The organism is Acidobacteriota bacterium (assembly GCA_003225175.1).
Taxonomy (GTDB): Bacteria; Acidobacteriota; Terriglobia; order Terriglobales; family Acidobacteriaceae; genus Gp1-AA112.
Window position 1 is genome coordinate 97417 of sequence record QIBA01000030.1, and the last position, 17118, is coordinate 114534.

At 56.5% G+C, this 17118-nt stretch carries 16 protein-coding genes; 12 read left to right on the top strand and 4 right to left on the bottom strand.

Annotated elements, in window-relative coordinates:
• Positions 1-48 precede the first annotated feature (48 nt).
• Positions 49-888: a hypothetical protein gene (locus DMG62_02710; GenBank protein PYY24497.1), complete on the bottom strand. Its 840-nt coding sequence runs from the start codon at positions 886-888 to the stop codon at positions 49-51.
• A 220-nt stretch (positions 889-1108) separates the two neighbouring features.
• Positions 1109-1987: a hypothetical protein gene (locus DMG62_02715; protein ID PYY24498.1), complete on the bottom strand. Its 879-nt coding sequence runs from the start codon at positions 1985-1987 to the stop codon at positions 1109-1111.
• 304 nt (positions 1988-2291) lie between these two features.
• Between DMG62_02715 and DMG62_02720 the strand changes: the two genes are divergently transcribed.
• The 7 genes from DMG62_02720 (at position 2292) to DMG62_02750 (ending at position 9930) form a co-directional block, all read left to right on the top strand.
• Positions 2292-4643: a bifunctional salicylyl-CoA 5-hydroxylase/oxidoreductase gene (locus DMG62_02720; GenBank protein PYY24598.1), complete on the top strand. Its 2352-nt coding sequence runs from the start codon at positions 2292-2294 to the stop codon at positions 4641-4643.
• Positions 4644-4664: 21 nt separating this feature from the next.
• Positions 4665-4907 (top strand): hypothetical protein, encoded by a 243-nt coding sequence (locus DMG62_02725; protein PYY24599.1) that lies wholly within the window; start codon positions 4665-4667, stop codon positions 4905-4907.
• Positions 4908-4918: 11 nt separating this feature from the next.
• Entirely contained in the window at positions 4919-5749 is an 831-nt protein-coding gene (locus DMG62_02730; protein PYY24499.1) for an enoyl-CoA hydratase family protein, read from the top strand.
• Entirely contained in the window at positions 5749-6927 is a 1179-nt protein-coding gene (locus DMG62_02735; GenBank protein PYY24500.1) for an acyl-CoA dehydrogenase, read from the top strand. The genes DMG62_02730 and DMG62_02735 overlap by 1 nt, the downstream gene beginning before the upstream one ends.
• A gap of 10 nt (positions 6928-6937) precedes the next feature.
• Positions 6938-8572, top strand: coding sequence for a 2-aminobenzoate-CoA ligase (locus DMG62_02740; protein PYY24501.1), 1635 nt, complete (start codon positions 6938-6940; stop codon positions 8570-8572).
• Positions 8569-9009, top strand: a complete 441-nt coding sequence (locus DMG62_02745; protein ID PYY24502.1) for an enamine deaminase RidA — start codon at positions 8569-8571, stop codon at positions 9007-9009. The genes DMG62_02740 and DMG62_02745 overlap by 4 nt, the downstream gene beginning before the upstream one ends.
• Before the next feature lie 111 nt (positions 9010-9120).
• Positions 9121-9930: a hypothetical protein gene (locus tag DMG62_02750; GenBank protein ID PYY24503.1), complete on the top strand. Its 810-nt coding sequence runs from the start codon at positions 9121-9123 to the stop codon at positions 9928-9930.
• Between the two features lie 89 nt (positions 9931-10019).
• Here DMG62_02750 and DMG62_02755 read toward each other — a convergent pair whose 3' ends face one another.
• Together DMG62_02755 and DMG62_02760 are read right to left on the bottom strand one after the other, a co-directional pair.
• On the bottom strand, positions 10020-11297 hold the full coding sequence (locus DMG62_02755; protein ID PYY24504.1) for a phosphoribosylamine--glycine ligase: 1278 nt from the start codon (positions 11295-11297) through the stop codon (positions 10020-10022).
• A 316-nt stretch (positions 11298-11613) separates the two neighbouring features.
• A complete protein-coding gene (locus tag DMG62_02760; protein ID PYY24505.1) occupies positions 11614-12687 on the bottom strand; it encodes a flagellar motor protein MotB in 1074 nt (357 codons plus the stop codon).
• A gap of 481 nt (positions 12688-13168) precedes the next feature.
• Here DMG62_02760 and rsmG point away from each other — a divergent pair, with 481 nt between their 5' ends.
• The 5 genes from rsmG to DMG62_02785 all read left to right on the top strand — a co-directional run bounded on the left by rsmG (position 13169) and on the right by DMG62_02785 (position 16957).
• Positions 13169-13807, top strand: coding sequence for a 16S rRNA (guanine(527)-N(7))-methyltransferase RsmG (gene rsmG, locus DMG62_02765; GenBank protein ID PYY24506.1), 639 nt, complete (start codon positions 13169-13171; stop codon positions 13805-13807).
• Positions 13808-14577: 770 nt separating this feature from the next.
• On the top strand, positions 14578-15393 hold the full coding sequence (locus tag DMG62_02770; protein PYY24507.1) for a chromosome partitioning protein ParA: 816 nt from the start codon (positions 14578-14580) through the stop codon (positions 15391-15393).
• Between the two features lie 152 nt (positions 15394-15545).
• A complete protein-coding gene (locus DMG62_02775; protein ID PYY24508.1) occupies positions 15546-15821 on the top strand; it encodes a hypothetical protein in 276 nt (91 codons plus the stop codon).
• Positions 15822-15853: 32 nt separating this feature from the next.
• Positions 15854-16045: a hypothetical protein gene (locus DMG62_02780; GenBank protein ID PYY24509.1), complete on the top strand. Its 192-nt coding sequence runs from the start codon at positions 15854-15856 to the stop codon at positions 16043-16045.
• Positions 16046-16063: 18 nt separating this feature from the next.
• Positions 16064-16957 (top strand): chromosome partitioning protein ParB, encoded by an 894-nt coding sequence (locus DMG62_02785; GenBank protein ID PYY24600.1) that lies wholly within the window; start codon positions 16064-16066, stop codon positions 16955-16957.
• Positions 16958-17118: the final 161 nt, after the last annotated feature.

Below are 17118 nucleotides of genomic sequence, written 5' to 3' on the forward strand. Positions count from 1 at the left end.
AAGAAAACCCTCCCAATCTCCGTGTCCTCTATATATTCAAGATCCTGCTTACTGAGCGATTACTCCAGGCTGCGGCGCGTTCTTCGGGGTGCTCAGATAGCCAGAGATTGAATCCTTTGCAGCTGAGAACACAACCACCTCGTATAACATGCGATCGCGACCGGAGTAGAACTGCAATGGTTCGGCAACGTTCTTGTCCTTCTTCTCGATCGTTCGATCATCCGCTACGACGTTCAGAGTGAACTTGCCTTTTTTAGCATCAACCTTTTTGAGCTGTAGGCTCACTGTGCCCACCGGCGTGGGACGCTTCGTGCTCTTGTTCAGTGTGAACTCGTATATGTTGCGGTCGCCCTTATGCTTCAGGACTTCAAGATCGTCGCGCGTGTGGGCGATGAGTCCGCTCTGTACTCCTAAATCCCCGATCGTGCTTTCAAGCCGCTTCTTGGTTGCGTCTAGATCGTTGCGGGTGGCCGTGAGGTCGCTACGGGCGCCACTGAGATCGGTCTTCACACCGCCGAGGTCTGTGGAAACCGAGGACAGTTTCTGTTCGCTCTGCTGAAGCTGCTGCGTGGTCTCCTGCTGCTGTTTGAGCAGGGCGGCATCGTGAGCGGCGGCTTCTCTCTGCGCTTTGGTCAGCCTCGACTGAAACACTTCGGTCGACTGCTTCAGGCTGGTTTCGGTCAGGCCCAGTCGATCCATCAGAACCCGATTGCTCTGCTCCACGGTTTGGATGGCTGCCTTCTGGTCGGCCTCCAGCTTATTGAGCCGCGAACCAAGGCTGTAGAGAAAATACGCGGAGCCAAGTACGTACAAGGCGATTACAGCAATGACAGTTTTTCTAAAGACGTTGTTGCTGGTCTCAGCAACCGGATCTTGCTCGTATTCCATATTCACCCTTCGGGGCTGGGGGTAGCCGCCAAGATATTGATGTAATTCCAGAGAAGAGGCTGCTTAAATATAACCCGATTCGACCCGGAAACCATGCACAAGTTGCGCTTCGATCCGTGAAGAAACATTACCGGGACGCTCTCGAAGCTTCGTTTCGGGCCCTCAGATCAAAAGCAGAAGAGCCGCCACCAGGGCGGCTCTTCGTTCCGTTTTGAGGTTATTAGAAGCCCGATTGCTCCCGCAGGACTCCGGGCTGCGGCGCGTTCTTAGGAGCGCTCAGGTAGCCTGAGACCGACTTCTTCGCCGCCGTGAACACCACCACCTCGTAGAGCACGTGATCGCGGCCGGTATAGAACTGCAGTGGCTCGGCGACGCTTCGGTCCTTCTTTTCGATCACGTGATCGTCCGCAAGGACGTTCATCGTGAAGTTACCTTTTTTCGAGTTCACCTTTTTTAGTTGCAGGCTCACAGTGCCCACAGGAGTCGGACGCTTGTTCTTCGTAAGTGTGAACTCGTAGTAATTGCGGTCGCCCTTGTGCATCAGGACTTCTAGCTCATCCCGAGTGTGAGCGATCAGCCCGCTCTGCATTCCCAAGTCGCCAATAGTGGTCTCAAGGCGCTTCTTGGTCGCTTCCAAATCGCCTCGCGTGGCCTCGATATCGCCCTTCGCGCCCTTAAGATCTGTCTTGACACCGCCGAGGTCGTTCGAAACAGACGCCAGCAGCTGCTGACTCTGTTTAAGCTGTCGTTCGGTTTCAGCAACCTGCTTGCGCAGGGCGGCAGAGCGCGCCGCGATCTCGCGCTGCGTCTTGCCAATCCGTGTCTGCAGGTCGTTTGTAGACGCCTTCAGGTTGGCTTCGGTGGTGCCCATCTGGTCGATCAGGGCCTTATTACGCAGCTCCACGCTATCGACGAGAGTCTTTTGCGATTCTTCCGCTTTCTCGACTCGCGAGCCGACCTCGTAGGCGAAATATCCTGAGCCCACGATATACGCTGCGCCGAGGATCATCGCGACCAGCTTCATGTTCAGACCGCGGCTCGCGGTTGAGACAGCCTCAAACTCGTTCTTCGTTGAGTCTGTATCATTTTGGTAATGCATAAGTTCTCCTTGCCCGTGCGCAGCACGGTCATTCAAACCTTGAAAACCAGACAAGCGGCTGGGACCATGGTATGTCAGCATTGCTGTGATTAGACGTGTCACCACGGTCACTTTGGTCCACGTCCCAGCATTACTTTGGCTCTAGAACTTCCGAATTTGAGAGAGACTGCCATTAGCATCGGCGCATGTAAAGCATTGGAAATACTGATGGTGATACCCTGAACGCGATTTAGCCGATCGCCGAATGCGGATTTCGAAATGCCATTTCCCAAGGTTCTAAATGCCGATTTCTGAGCGGCCTCCGCTGCGTATTGCCGTTGTGGGTGGAGGCCCTGGAGGACTTTATTTCGCACTCCTGATGAAGAAGGCGCATCCGCACCACCAGGTGAGTGTCTTCGAGCGCAACGCACCTGACAGCACCTTCGGGTGGGGTGTGGTCTTTTCTGACCAGACTCTGGAAAATTTTCGGGTAGCTGATTCGGCGAGCTATCAGCAAATCATCGAGAACTTCGCTCATTGGGACGATATCGATGTCTACTTCAAAGGCGTCCGAATCACATCGGGCGGGCACGGCTTCAGCGGAATCGCACGCAAGAAATTGCTCAACATCCTGCAGCAAAGATGTGCTGATTTGGGGGTTGAACTGCGCTTTGGGACTGAAATAGACGATGTAACGCAGTGCGGTACGACGACACAGCATGGTAGAGGCGCAGCATGCTGCGTCACTACGAGGAAGACAGGTAACTCTACCCCGAGTGTCGAGCGCTATGATCTGGTCGTTGCGGCGGACGGGATAAACAGCACGATTCGCCGCAAGTATGCCAAGTTCTTTCGTCCCGAAGTGGAAATGCGTCCCGCGAAGTTCATCTGGCTAGGCACTACTTACAAGTTTAAAGCTTTCACTTTCTATTTCGTGCGAAACGAGCACGGAGTATTCCAGGCACACTGCTATCGGTTCGACGAGAATCACTCTACCTTCATCGTGGAGTGCGACGAACTCTCCTGGCGAAACGCAGCATTCGATCGCATGAACGCTGAGCAGACGGTGGCAGGCTGTGAGCGACTGTTTGCCGGGTGGCTCGACGGATATCCTTTACTGTTCAGCGCAACGCACCAGTCGCAATCGCCATGGCTAAATTTTCTGCGAGTGCGCAATGAGCATTGGTTTCATGGCGATCTCGTTCTGCTCGGCGATGCAGCACACACCGCCCACTTCTCCATTGGCTCCGGCACGAAGCTGGCGATGGAGGACGGCATGGCACTATCACGCGCACTGAATTCGGAGCAATCGATTGCAGCAGCATTCCAACAATATGAAGGCGAGCGCAAGACCGAAGCTCTTCGCCTGCAAAGTGCCGCGCGGAATTCGATGGAATGGTTTGAGAATGTTCGTCGGTACGTAGATCTCGATCCGGAACAGTTCACGTATAGTCTGCTGACGCGTAGTCAGCGAGTAAGCCACGAAAATCTTCGGATCCGCGACCAGAAGTATGTCGACAAGCTGGAACGCTGGTTCGCCAGTCGCGCCTCGGGCAAAGCGACGGAGCGAGCCGTCCCACCGATGTTCACGCCGTTCACGTTGCGCGAGATAACCGTCATCAATCGTGTAGTCGTCTCGCCCATGGATATGTACTGCGCCGTCGATGGAACTCCCACCGATTTTCATCTGGTGCACTTGGGAGCACGGGCCCTCGGCGGGGCGGGACTCATCATGACCGAAATGACATGCGTCTCGCCTGAGGCCCGCATCACCGTCGGCTGCACGGGAATGTACAAACCGGAGCATGAAACCGCGTGGCGGCGGATTGTCGATTTTGTGCACAACAACAGCCTAGCCAAAATTGCGCTGCAGCTTGGGCATTCCGGCCGCAAGGGATCGACCAAGCTTGCTTGGGACGGCATGGATGAGCCGCTCGAGGCAAGCAATTGGGAGGTGATCGCCCCCTCGGCAATTCCTCACGGGCAGGCGATGCACACTCCACGCGAGATGACGCGTGCTGATATAGAGAAGGTTATTGGAGACTTCGTACGCGCGACTCGCATGGGTATCGCTGCCGGATTCGACATGCTCGAACTGCACTGCGCGCACGGATATCTGCTCTCGAGCTTCATTACTCCGCTAGCAAATCGCCGCATCGACGAGTATGGTGGCTCCCTCGAGAATCGTCTGCGCTTTCCAATTGCAGTATTCACAGCAATGCGATCCTTATGGCCGTCCAGGAAACCAATGTCAGTGCGTATCTCAGCGACAGACTGGGTTCCTGGTGGAATCGAGGGTCCGGAGGCGGTAGAGATCGCGCGCGCATTTCATCGTGCCGGCGCTGATATTATTCACGTTTCCACCGGGCAGACTTCGGTCGATGCCCGTCCGCAATACGGACGTATGTACCAGACACCCTACAGCGATCGCATCCGCAATGAAGCTGGCATTCCCACCATCGCAGTCGGCAATATCACTGAGGCCGACCAGGTGAACGCGATCGTCGCCGCGGGACGAGCTGACTTATGCGCATTGGCCCGGCCGCACCTCATCGATCCCAACTGGACGCTGCACGCAGCTGCGCAACTCGGTTACACGGAGCAACACTGGCCGAAGCAGTATCTGACGGGCAAGCAGCAGCTCGAACGCGCGTTGCAGCGAACAAAGGAGAGGTAAGAGTTGAGCAGCGATGCCTATGTGCGCGAACGCCACGCGATCGCTACCGGCGGGGGACGCGAAATCGGCGCAGCCATCGCCCGTCCCCTCGCAGAGCTCGGCGCCGATCTCTCGCTGATGGGCCGCGATATGGATCGCCTTCACCAGATAGCACAGGCGATCAGACAACACTTCGATTCGAGGATGGAAACTTATCAGGTCGATGTAACCGATCAAGGTTCAATGCAGCGAACTGGCTGGCTGAAGGCTGGCGGAATCGCGTAATCAGCTACTCAATGGTTAAAATTCCCAGACCGGGCATTCAACCAAAGCACTTTCTCTGGCGTGTCGAAAATCGACTCGCAACCATCAGCCTGAACCGTCCCGAACGCAAGAACCCTCTGACTTTCGAGTCCTACAAAGAACTGATCGACACTTTTCAGTCTCTGAATGGTGTATCCGAAATCAAGGTGCTTGTGATCACCGGCGCGGGCGACAACTTCTGCTCTGGCGGCGATGTTCACGAAATCATCGGTCCCCTGCTCGAGATGAGAGAGAAGAAGCAATCAGACCGACTGCTTTCCTTTACGCGAATGAGCGGCGAGCTGGTTAAAGCAATGCGCGATTGTCCGCAGCTAATTGTCGCCGCCATTGATGGTGCATGCGCTGGCGCAGGAGCGATCATTGCCATGGCCAGCGACATCCGTTTTGGAACACCGAGAAGCCGAGTCGCGTTTCTTTTCGTAAAGGTCGGGCTCAGCGGAGCCGATATGGGTGCATGCGCGATCCTCCCCCGCATCATCGGCCATGGGCGCGCTGCCGAACTGCTGTACACGGGTCGCTTCATGGACGCTAATGAGTCCGAACGCTGGGGCTTCTACAATCGCGTGGTCGCTCCGGAGCGTTTGCTGAGCGAAGCCACACAATTTGCGCAGGAGCTCGCTGATGGTCCCACGCTTGCCCATGCAACCACCAAACGCTGCCTGCACGAAGAATGGAATATGAGCATTCACGAAGCCATCGAGAACGAAGCCCAGGCACAGGCCGCCTGTATGGAGACAGAGGACTTCGCGCGAGCCTATCGCGCCTTCGCAGCGAAGCAGACTCCAAAATTTGAGGGCAACTGATGCCCGACCACAGCTTTCTCAGTTGGCCCTTTTTCGAAGAGTCGCATCGAAAACTCGCTCATGATGTCGCAACGTTACTTGAGCAAAATCCGGATTTGAATAAAGACGACGTTAGAGCTCTCCCGGATGAGCGCTGCCGCATTTTGGTGCGCGCATTTGGCGATAACCTGCGGAAGCATGCAGTTCCGGCGCCTTTTGGCCATGCTCAAGAGCTCGATATCCGCAGTGTCTGCCTGATCCGCGAGTCTCTCGCATACCACTCCGGGCTGGCAGATTTTGCATTTGCCATGCAAGGCCTCGGATCGTGCCCAATTTCCCTCTTCGGATCCGATGCACTTCGGAGGAAGTACCTGCCAAATGTAGTCTCAGGCGAGATGATTGCTGCGTTCGCCATTTCGGAGCCAGAGGCGGGCTCAGATGTTCGTGCCATGAAGACATCCGCCTGCCGCGAAGGCGATCACTTCGTGATCAATGGCACGAAAACCTGGATTTCCAACGCCGGTCTCGCTGACTTCTACGTTATCTTCTGCAGATACCCGGAAGGCGGAGAGAAATCATTTGTAGCGTTGCTCGTTCCGGGCAAGATCGAAGGACTGAAAGTTAGTCGCTTCGATGTAATCGCACCTCATCCCATCGGAACTCTCGAATTCAAAGATTGCCGTGTACCAGCTGCAGCGATCGTCGGCAAGGAGGGAGAGGGACTTAAGGTCGCTCTTGCGACACTCGATCTTTTTCGCCCGACGGTCGGCGCGGCCGCGTTGGGGTTTGCGCGTCGAGCGTTCGATGAAGCTGTGCGCTGGTCGAAGAATCGCAGGGCTTTCGGAAAGAGTCTTTCTGAGTTCCAGATCACACAGACTAAGCTTGCAGAAATGGCCCTCGCAATCGATACTTCGGCACTGCTCGTGTATCGTGCCGCCTGGACACACGATGTCCTCAAGCAATCCGTAACCCGCGAAGCGTCCATGGCCAAGTTGCACGCAACCGAATCAGCCCAGCGTGTCATTGATGAAGCAGTGCAGATTCTCGGTGGACACGGAGTTGTTGCGGGCTCGGTGACTGAAAAGCTCTATCGGGAAATTCGCGCTCTGCGCATCTATGAAGGCACAAGCGAGATTCAGAAGCTGATCATCGCAAATCATCTGCTGAAAACAGCTGCAGGAGAAGGCAGTGCCGGCTAAATCCAACACAATGCGATATACCGCGCACGTCGACACGTTCTGCGCGGATCGCATGCCTCCTGCGGACCAACTGCCAATCTTCATCCACGATTTGCCCGAGTATTCATATCCCGAACGCCTCAACTGTGCGGCGGGACTACTCGACTCTATGGTTGAGCGCGGTTCAGGCAAACGCGTGGCCTTCATTCACGAAGCGGAATCGTGGACGTACCAGAGATTGCTCGATACAGCCAACTGCATCGCACGCGTTTTACGCGAAGACTGCGATTTGGTGCCCGGCAATCGCGTGCTTCTGCGCGGTCCCAATAATCCGATGCTGGTCGCCAGCTGGTTCGGCGTGGTGAAGGCAGGAGGGGTCGTGGCTACCACTCCTTGCCTGCTGCGCTGTCGCGAGCTGGTCTCCGTGGCTGACAAAGGCCAGATTGCACTAGCCCTTTGTGATGCTCGATACGCGCATGAGTGCGAAGAAGCCTTTGCCAAACATGCGGACGGTTCTCCGCGAGAAAACTCGCGCTTGGTTTTATTCAACTCCGACGCGGCAGACTCGCTTGAGGCGCTGGCAAGTACAAAGTCCTCCCATTTCCCAAACTGCGAAACTTCGTGTGACGACATCGCTATGCTCGCTTTTACCTCAGGCAGCACCGGCCAGCCGAAAGGGACCATGCACACGCATCGTGATGTCCTGGCGGCTGCTGATTGCTTTCCGCGATACGTGCTGCGAGCGAATGCCGACGATCTCTTCATCGGCTCGCCGCCATTAGGATTCACCTATGGGCTTGGCGGACTCGTGCTGTTCCCAATGCGGACCGGCGCCGCGACCGTGCTGCTGGAGCAGGCCAGTCCCGGACATCTGCTCGAAGGAATTCTGCGCTATAACGCCAGCGTATGCTTCACCGCTCCCACGGCCTATCGCGCCATGTTGAAGGAGCTCGGCCGCGAGAAGGTACCGAGGCTGCGCAAATGCGTTTCCGCAGGTGAGACGTTGCCTCTATCAACGTTCGAAGCTTGGCGCGAAGTCACGGGGTTGAAGATTATCGATGGTATCGGTTCCACCGAGATGCTGCAGATTTTCATTAGCGCTCCCGAAGAGGAAATCCGGCCAGGAGCTACCGGAAGGGCAATCCATGGCTACGAAGCGAAGATCCTCCGCGAGGGTGATAGAGATGCCCCTGCTGACGAGGTCGGCCGCCTAGCGGTTCGCGGCATCACCGGATGCAAGTATCTGGACAGTTCGCGCGAGCAGGCTAAGTATGTGCAAAACGGATGGAACCTCACCGGCGACTCCTTTCGCGTGGATCCAGACGGGTACTTCTGGTTCCAGGCGCGCACCGATGACTTGATTATCAGTTCGGGTTACAACATTGCAGGGATTGAAGTTGAGAACGTCTTGCTGGAGCATGCGTCGGTACAGGAATGCGCCGTGATCGGAGTTCCCGATCCGGATCGTGGGCAGATAGTAAAAGCATTCGTTGTTACCTCGGCAGGTTACACTCCATGCGACCCCCTCAAAAAGGAACTGCAGGATTTCGTAAAATCACAGATCGCGCCTTTTAAGTATCCGCGCGCTCTTGAGTTTGTTGCGGCGCTCCCACGCACCGTAACCGGCAAATTACAGCGCTTCGAGCTGAGAAAGCAGAGTCAATGAGCAAACTGCCAAAGCTGGTAAATCCCAGGGAGTGGCCGCAGCCCAGCGGCTATGCCAACGCAACCGTTGGCCAAGGCAAGATCGTGTCCATCGCGGGCCAAGTTGGATGGGATCCCATCACTGAGCGAATGGTCTCCGACAACTTTACGCAACAATCACGCCAAGCCATTGCCAACGTACTCTCGGCGCTCGAAGCCGCGGGAGGAAAGGCCGAGAACTTGGTCCGCCTCACTTGGTTCATTACGGATAGCGATGCCTATCTCGCCAACAAGAAACAAATCGGCAAGGCCTATCGCGAAGAGCTGGGTAAGCATTATCCCGCCATGTCCATCGTGGTGGTTGCCGGTCTACTCGTGCCCGGCGCCAAGGTCGAAATTGAGGGGATGGCGCTCCTCGCTGGGAAGGGCAAAGGGAACTCCAAGAAATCGAAGAAATAGCCGTTTCTCACCTGGGATTAACATCCCTCAATTCGCTCAGCGCTGATCCACGCTTGCCTTCCGCTGGGATTATGGTATTTTCTCGTCATCCCGTCCCCACACCGTTTTCAGATGAAACGATTTTTCGAGCGCCAATCGCCCAAATCCGATCTGCGTACGCCCCGGCCCTCGGTCCTGCCAGACCGCTCGAATCTGAGCGTCTCAGCCCGGTACAGGGGATCGCGCATTGGTGGGGACTACTACGACTTCCTTCCGATTAGCTCCACGCGCGTGGTCTTCCTGCTGTCAGACGTGGCAGGAAAACGGGGCGAGGCGTTGCACATCGCGGCAGCTGCGCAGGACACGCTGCACAAGCTTGCCCCGGAGCTACTGAGTCACCCCGATACCAACGTTTCGGACGCAGTAACCGCGCTCGTGCTCGAGCTGAATCGAACCGTGATGCAGGCCGCTGGTGGGGTCCGCCCAGCCCCGACGTTTGCGGGCTGCCTGGACGAGCAGTTTGGGCTCATCCATTACGTCAACGCGGGCCACACACCTGCGTTCGTTAAGAGCGGTGGCGAGGTAATCCAGCTTGATCCTACTGGCCTCCCGCTGGGCCTCTTTTCGCACGCCACTCACGATGCGCAAGTGTCGGTAGCCCACCCAGGCTCCTCGATTGTGCTGGTTTCAAAGGGGCTCGTAGAGATCGCCTCCGGCCGCCGCGAATTTGGAATGGATCGCGTGCGCCAGGTTTTGCGTGACCAGGCATTCACCTCGGCCCAAGATGTCTGCCACGATCTATTGGAACGAGCCGTGAAGCATAGCGAGCAGCCCTCGTCCTTTGGCCCTCAGTTCTCAATCGCTGGCTTCCGCCATAACGAACCAAATGACCTGACCGTGGTCTGCCTCATGCGGATGGCTCAGGCTGCCGCGGTGGCGTGAGAAAAAGCAGCAATTGGCGATAAGTGATAGGCAACAGGCTAAAGCAGGTGAACTGAGTCTCGTTTCGTTCTCAGCCTATGCTTTAATCGCTATTGCCTGTCGCCTATTGCCACCCTTGCAATGTCCCTCCGATACTGCATGCCTTCGAAGCGAATGATCTCTACTGCCTCGTAGGCGCGGGCAGCCGCAGCTTCCAGACTCGGACCGCTTGCAGTCACTCCCAATACCCTACCCCCGGCGCTCACGATCTGATTCCCAGAATGGGCAGTGCCGGCGTGAAAGACCTTCACACCTGGAAGTTTCTCCACCTGATCGAGTCCCGAAATGGGCTTGCCATTAGTGAAGCTTCCCGGATAGCCACCTGAGGCGAGCACCACGCATACTGACGGGTCAGGTGACCAGCGCAACGGGTCTGCCGGCAGTGTACCCTTAACCACGGACTCACAGATATCGACCAGATCGCTCTCAAGACGAAAGAGGACAGCCTGAGTCTCCGGATCGCCGAAGCGGCAATTGAACTCAAGCACCATCGGACCACGCGCCGTCATCATCAATCCGATATACAGGACGCCTTTGTAAACAACGCCCTCAGCGCGCAGACCGTCCACAACTGGCTTGGCAATGTGCTTCATGATCCAGTCGCGCATTGTATTGCCAAGCAGATCCTCGCTGGAATACGCCCCCATCCCTCCCGTATTAGGACCGGTATCGTTCTCTCCGATCCGTTTGTGGTCGCGAGATGGCACCAGCGGAACGACGGTGGTGCCGTCCGTCAAGACCAGGAAGGATAATTCTTCTCCACGCAGACACTCTTCCAGCACAACCTGCGCACCGGCTTCGCCCACGAACTTGCGAGCGAGCATGTCAAGCGCAATCGTGCTGGTTTCTTCTTTGCTCTTGGCGATGACGACGCCTTTGCCTGCCGCCAGTCCATCCGCCTTCACGACGGTCGGCGAGCTGAACAGACTTAGCGCGTCCTGTACCTCAGCCGGATTGCGACAGATGGCGTAGTTCGCGGTGGGAACGTGCACGCGCTGCATGAATTCCTTGGCGAATACCTTGCTCGCCTCAAGGTGAGCAGCCTTTTGCGAGGGACCAAAGATCGCCAGCCCTCGGCGCTCGAATTCATCGACAACGCCAAGCGTGAGCGGAAGTTCAGGACCAACAATCGTCAGGTCAGGATGGAGCCGATGCGCGAGCTGAACCAGCTCGTCTACGCTCCTGAGATCGGCAGGAATGCACGATGCCTCGCGCGCAATGCCCGCATTTCCCGGCGCACAGAAGATCTCAGTGGTGCGCGGCGATTGGCGCAGCTTCCACACCAAAGCATGCTCTCGACCCCCACCACCTAAAACCAGAATCCGCATGATCTCCCGCCAGAGGAACCTGCAAGGTTAGGAGGAGCGGCTGGAGCGTGTCAACGGAGAATGAAGATTGGGTGATCGGGTGGAGTAGCAACCCTTAGGTTCAGCGGTCGGCTCTCCGCGTTCGGCCTGCAAGCAGTTTCGTTGTCACTCCAAAAATCGTTCATTGGCCGAAAGCTGATGGCCGATCGCTGAAAGCCCTGCCTTTTACGTGGCCCTCTGACCCGATCACCGATCACCCGATTAGGAACGAGCATTGACACAAAGAAAAAAAGGCCTCGATCTCTCGAGGCCTCTTTTTGACTGTAGAGGTTCTGATTTACTGCCGCGGTATTGGCTGCCCACCGCTGTTGGTGTTTACGTTGCCGGCAGGCTGTGTCGCCGTAGTCGGCTGCTGGTTGGTTGCCGGAGCATTGCGGTTTACGCTGCCAGTCACGCCACCCTGAGGCGCGTTCGGCTGATAGCTGGATCCGCCGGCTGGTGCAGCGTTCTGCGCGTTCTGTGTCTGCGTCAGATCAGCCACGCCGTTCTTCAGCAGGGCCACTTCCACGCGTCCGCCACGAAGCCGCTTCGTTGGACCTTCCGCCGTCGCGCTGGTCTTCACCGGAGCATTGCCGACCCCGATGGTGTAAATGCGATAGAGCGGAATGTCATGGTTGATGACGAGGTAACGGACCACGCTCTGCGCCATGTCTTGCGAGCTCGAGATCGCGGTGTTGCCCTTGCCGGAAGAGAAGCCCTGCACCTGTACGATCGTGCCGCGCTGTCCCTTCATCTGCTCGGCAAGCTGATCGAGGGCTTCTTTCGCCTTCGGGCTCAGCTTTTGCTGTCCAGGACGGAAGCGAATCTCGGTGTCAGACACAGGCTGATACTGGTCCAAGGTGCCGATCGTCTGCTGAACCGTGTCGAGTCGCGTGCTGGCGACCTGAATGCTCTGCTGCGCCTGCTGTGCACGGTTGCCGGCGTCAACTGCATGCTGATCGGCAAGATCAGCCTTGGAATTCGCCTGACGCAGGCCTTCCTGCGCGCGCGAGTCCACGTCTTTGATGTTCTTCGAATTGGTCGAAGTGAGCTCATCCAGCTCGTTCATGCGATTGCGGATCGGCGACATCTGGCGCTGCACGTACTTTTTGCGGGCAAAGGGATTGATCTTTCCCCAAAAGCCTTCGTGTGTATCAGGCTGCAGCGGCTGATGAGCCGACAGGTTTACGTCGCTGTTGGTGTTAGGACCGTTGGTATCCGGAGCGGTCTGCGTCTGAGCTGCAGGAGCCACCGTTTGCGACGCGGGCGCAGACTGCTTGTCGGGGGTTGTGGTGGTGGTTTGTTGGGCAATGGCAGCCGGAACAATGAGCGCTGCGGCCAGCGGCAGTGTCAAGAAATAACGGGACTTCATTTCGATTCCTCCAAACTTTTCCGGAAGCCTTTTGGGGGAGGGTCCGGGCAAACACTCGGGGGAACCTTGGCCAGTTCTTTTCGTCCGCTCATCTCCTCGAAAGCGCGCCGTCGAGGAGGGCGGAAAGACCGCATTCCCACCTTTGCAACTCTCTAGATCAATTCAAGTGCCATTTTCGTTGCCTGGAACCCGAAGTGCTAATCCTTTAGTTTGTATAGGATGTAAGCGACGCAAAATGAGACGTTTAGACCGTCTGAAGAAATCGAGTATTTTGTACGCTGCCAACAAGAAAAAAGGCAGCAGCCCTGACTAGGAGGCTGAGTCGTGGAGCAGGGCAGCAACAAGGTGATAAGCCATAAGCCAAAGCCACGGATTCGCCCAGCTCGCGGCGAACTTAGCAGGCAAGCGCGGAAATGGACATTTAAGCTGAGCATCGGGCTGAAGCCTTCCTTTTAGCCTATTGCCTATCGCCCTTTGCGCTATGTTCACACTCACCGATCTCCTCAGGCCATTCCTGATCCTTCCTCTCTCGGCTGAGCAAGGCACCAAGGTCGCGACTTACCTCGGCTTGCTCCTCAAGTGGAACGCCAAGATCAGCCTCACGGCTCTTCGGGATCCCGAGCAGATTGTTCAGCGTCACTTTGGCGAATCGTTTTTCGCCGCTGAGCGCGCTGGAGTGGCCGAGGCCTCAAGCCTGGTCGATGTGGGCTCTGGAGCCGGGTTTCCCGGCCTTCCCATGGCGATCTACGCGCCCGCAACACGGGTGACGCTGATCGAGTCGCAGCAGAAGAAGGTCGCGTTCCTGCGCGAAGTAGTTCGCGCACTGGAGCTGAAGAACGTCACTGTCCATGCGGGTCGCGCGCAGGAGGTAAAGCTAAAGTCACAGATGGCGACCATGCGCGCTGTCGAAAAGTTCGAGACCATCCTTCCCGTGGCAGCCTCTCTCCTTGAGCCGGGCGGGAAGCTCGCGCTACTCATAGGAGCTTCCCAAATTGAAACTGCACACAAACGGCTTCAGAATTTCACCTGGATGAATCCGATCTCCGTCCCGGAATCCCGCGAGCGAATCGTTCTGGTAGGCAAAGACAGCGCAGAATCGCCTCACGCATTTAGAGACTGATAATTGCAGCGAGGAGTGATTGCCGACTGATTACGTGGTTCCGGGCCGCCCCCGGCCGGTACAAGGGTGAGAATTTCATTGCGGCGGAGGTAAAAGAGAAATTGCCAGTCGGGACTACCTGATCGTATTCACGAATATCAACGGGTTCATCAGCCTTGTACCGGCCGACGACCGGAACGACGTACTCAAATTCGAGGCGAGTGATTTCAAATCGGCGCGGCTCGGCCCCCTCTGGATCTTCGCTCTCTGTTCGCTATAAAATGAAGGAGCGCTCGTTAGTGTGACAAAACCGACATCCTGAAAATGGAGCGCCTTTGGCGTCCTCGCCCGGCAATTAGGTCGACTATGTCGATAAGTCTGGGGAGGAACCAGATTAGTAAACAGCCTATCTGCTTGGGCACGGGGCGTCGCTCAGCAGTCGCGTCCATAATTGGCCAGGTGCGTAAGAGTAAATAACTCGTACCCTGCCGGAATTGTTCTACGTGGAACATTTGCGGAGCATGTGGCTCCCAATGCAAGTTCGTATTTCCACGTATTCTGGCCGGGCGTGGCGCCCGGCGCTCCGTTTGATCGAGCTCCCATTGGCGATAAACATCTACTTCTTCACATGATTTTCCACTCCACAGACCAACAACGATCCTCAAGACTGAAGCCATTTTCGCGCGATTGTTCCACGTGGAACAGTCCAGTTATCCACTCGCCTGCACCAATCTCCGGCATTGATAAACCTTCGCTCGCGACCATAAGTTCAACATTCGAGGGCTGATGAATTGGCTAGAGTAATCGCCATTGCGAATCAGAAGGGCGGAGTCGGAAAGACGACGACCGCGATCAACCTAGCAGCATCGCTTGCCGCGGCTGAAGTGAGAGTTCTTCTGGTGGACTGTGATCCACAGTCGAACTCATCCAGTGGATTGGGATTTGGTCGAGATGCAGAGCGCCTCAGCACGTATCAAGTTCTCATGCGGGAGTCTGGCGCCCGAGAGGCTGTTCTCACGACCGAACTTGAGGGCCTGCACGTAATCGCTGCTCACAAGCACCTGATCGGAGCAAATATCGAGCTGGTTCAGGCAGAGGAGCGCGAGTTTCGGCTACGTCAGGCCATCGACCAGATCCGTGGAGACTTTGATTTCATTGTGCTCGATTGTCCGCCTGCGCTGGACCTGCTTACTCTCAACGCGCTGGTGGCTGCCGATTCCGTTCTGATTCCCATGCAGGCCGAGTACTTCGCCTTGGAAGGCGTAAGCGAACTGCTGGACACAATGGAGCGAATCCGCCACTCGTTTAACCCCAGCCTCGAAGTTGAAGGCGTGGTGCTCACGATGTTCGACGAGCGCACGAATCTGGCTCAGCAGGTAGCGAAAAACCTCCGCGAGTTCTTTGGCGAGAAACTCTGCCTGACTACGATTCCGCGCAATGTGCGCCTGGCGGAAGCTCCAAGCTACGGCAAACCCGCGTTGCTTTACGACGTTCGCTCACGCGGGGCCGAGAGCTACATAAAGCTAGCAAAGGAGATCATGGGCAAAGAAATGAGCAGAGCAGCCGCCGCAAGCGCGGCAGAGCAGTTGGTGCAGCAGGCGGGATGAGAGAGTATTCGGCGTTCAGCACTCGGCGCTCGGCATTCAGCCAGTCAACTGAATGGAGCTGGGGCGCGCGTAGTCGCCGAATCGAAGGTCGTGACTGCGGAAGCACTGACAATGTTCCACGTGGAACACTCGACTTGTACTGAGTAACGGCGATGGACAAAGCGGCATTCTCCAGAATCGGAAGGTGCTTTGTTGTCGGCATTGCCCTAACTCTCTTGATTGGAACCGCATCGAGTACACATGGGTTCTCTGCACTAGGCGCTTTGCTGGCGCCGGGAATGCTTATTGCAGCTCTAGTCTTCCAGGGGGGCATTCATTCCAACTGGCCCAACGCATACCTCATAATGGCAGGCGTGGCGGAAGCTCTCATTTTTGCCTGGCTAGTGTGGTGGTTGTGGAAGTTAATTGATGGACGAGCAAAAAGATAAATGCACAGAATTCACTCAGTGCGGCAGAGCAGTTGGTGCACAGGCCGGATGAGAAGGCACTCAGCATTCGGCATTCAGCCAGTCAACTGAATGAAGCTGGGGACACAACAATTGCGAATCGAAGCCTTGAATGGGAAGAGCAAGTCGAAAATGTTCCACGTGGAACAAACAGCAACACCGTCATCCGGCCGAATGCTGAGTGCCGAATGCCGAATGCTTCTTAACGGGAGATAGAATTGTCCATCACGACCACACCCAGCGGACCGCGTAAAGCTCTTGGACGCGGACTCGAATCTTTACTTCCTTCGCGGCGACCAGCCGAGCCGCCGCCGACAGCGCACATTCAGGGGCAATCTGTCCGCGATTTGCCGGTTACAGAGATCGATCCCAATCCCTACCAGACACGTGCGCATATCGATGACCAGGCGCTGAACGAGCTGGCTGCTTCGATTCTAGTCAACGGAATCGTGCAGCCGATCGTCGTTCGCCCGATGAATGGGCGCTTTCAGCTCATCGCTGGTGAACGCCGCTGGCGCGCCTCGCAGAAGATCGGCAGGGAATTCGTTCCGGCGGTAATCAAGCAGGTTTCGAACGAACAGGCGATGGAGATGACCATCGTCGAGAACCTGCAGCGCGAAGGCCTCAATCCCATGGAAGAGGCCCGCGCCTTCGACCGTCTCTCGCGCGAATTCAACCTCACCCAGGAGCAGATGTCGCAGAAGACAGGAAAAGATCGCGCCTCGATCGCGAACCTGATGCGACTCCTGCGGCTGCCGGAAGCTATTCAGCAGTCGATTGAGAAAGGGGAACTCACTGCAGGACACGCGAAAGTGCTTCTCATGCTCGATTCTCCTGAAGCGATCCTTGCAGCCGCGCAGAAAATTCGCTCCGCGTCGCTCTCCGTCCGCCAAACCGAGGAGCTGATTCACCGCTTGCTGGCTCCGCAGGACGGAACTGCGCAGGACCCCAAGCCTCAGCGCGTAGTCGATCCCAACGTCCGCGCCGCCGAGCAGGAACTGCAGCGGGCGCTGGGGGTGCGTGTCACGATTCGTGACAACAAGGGGAAGGGCAAGATCATCATCGAGTACGCGTCACTCGAAGATTTCGATCGCATAGTAGAAACCCTTAGTAAGTGATGAGTCATGGAGCAAACCAAAATCATTGAACACGGAGGGCCCGGAGGGTGGGGAGGGCTTCTTTACGATCGTGGATACCGGTCGGGAAATTTTAGATTGGGGCATTTCAACGCGATGTATGCACTCGTTCAGATGAAACGTGAGTTTCCGCGCTGAGCGCC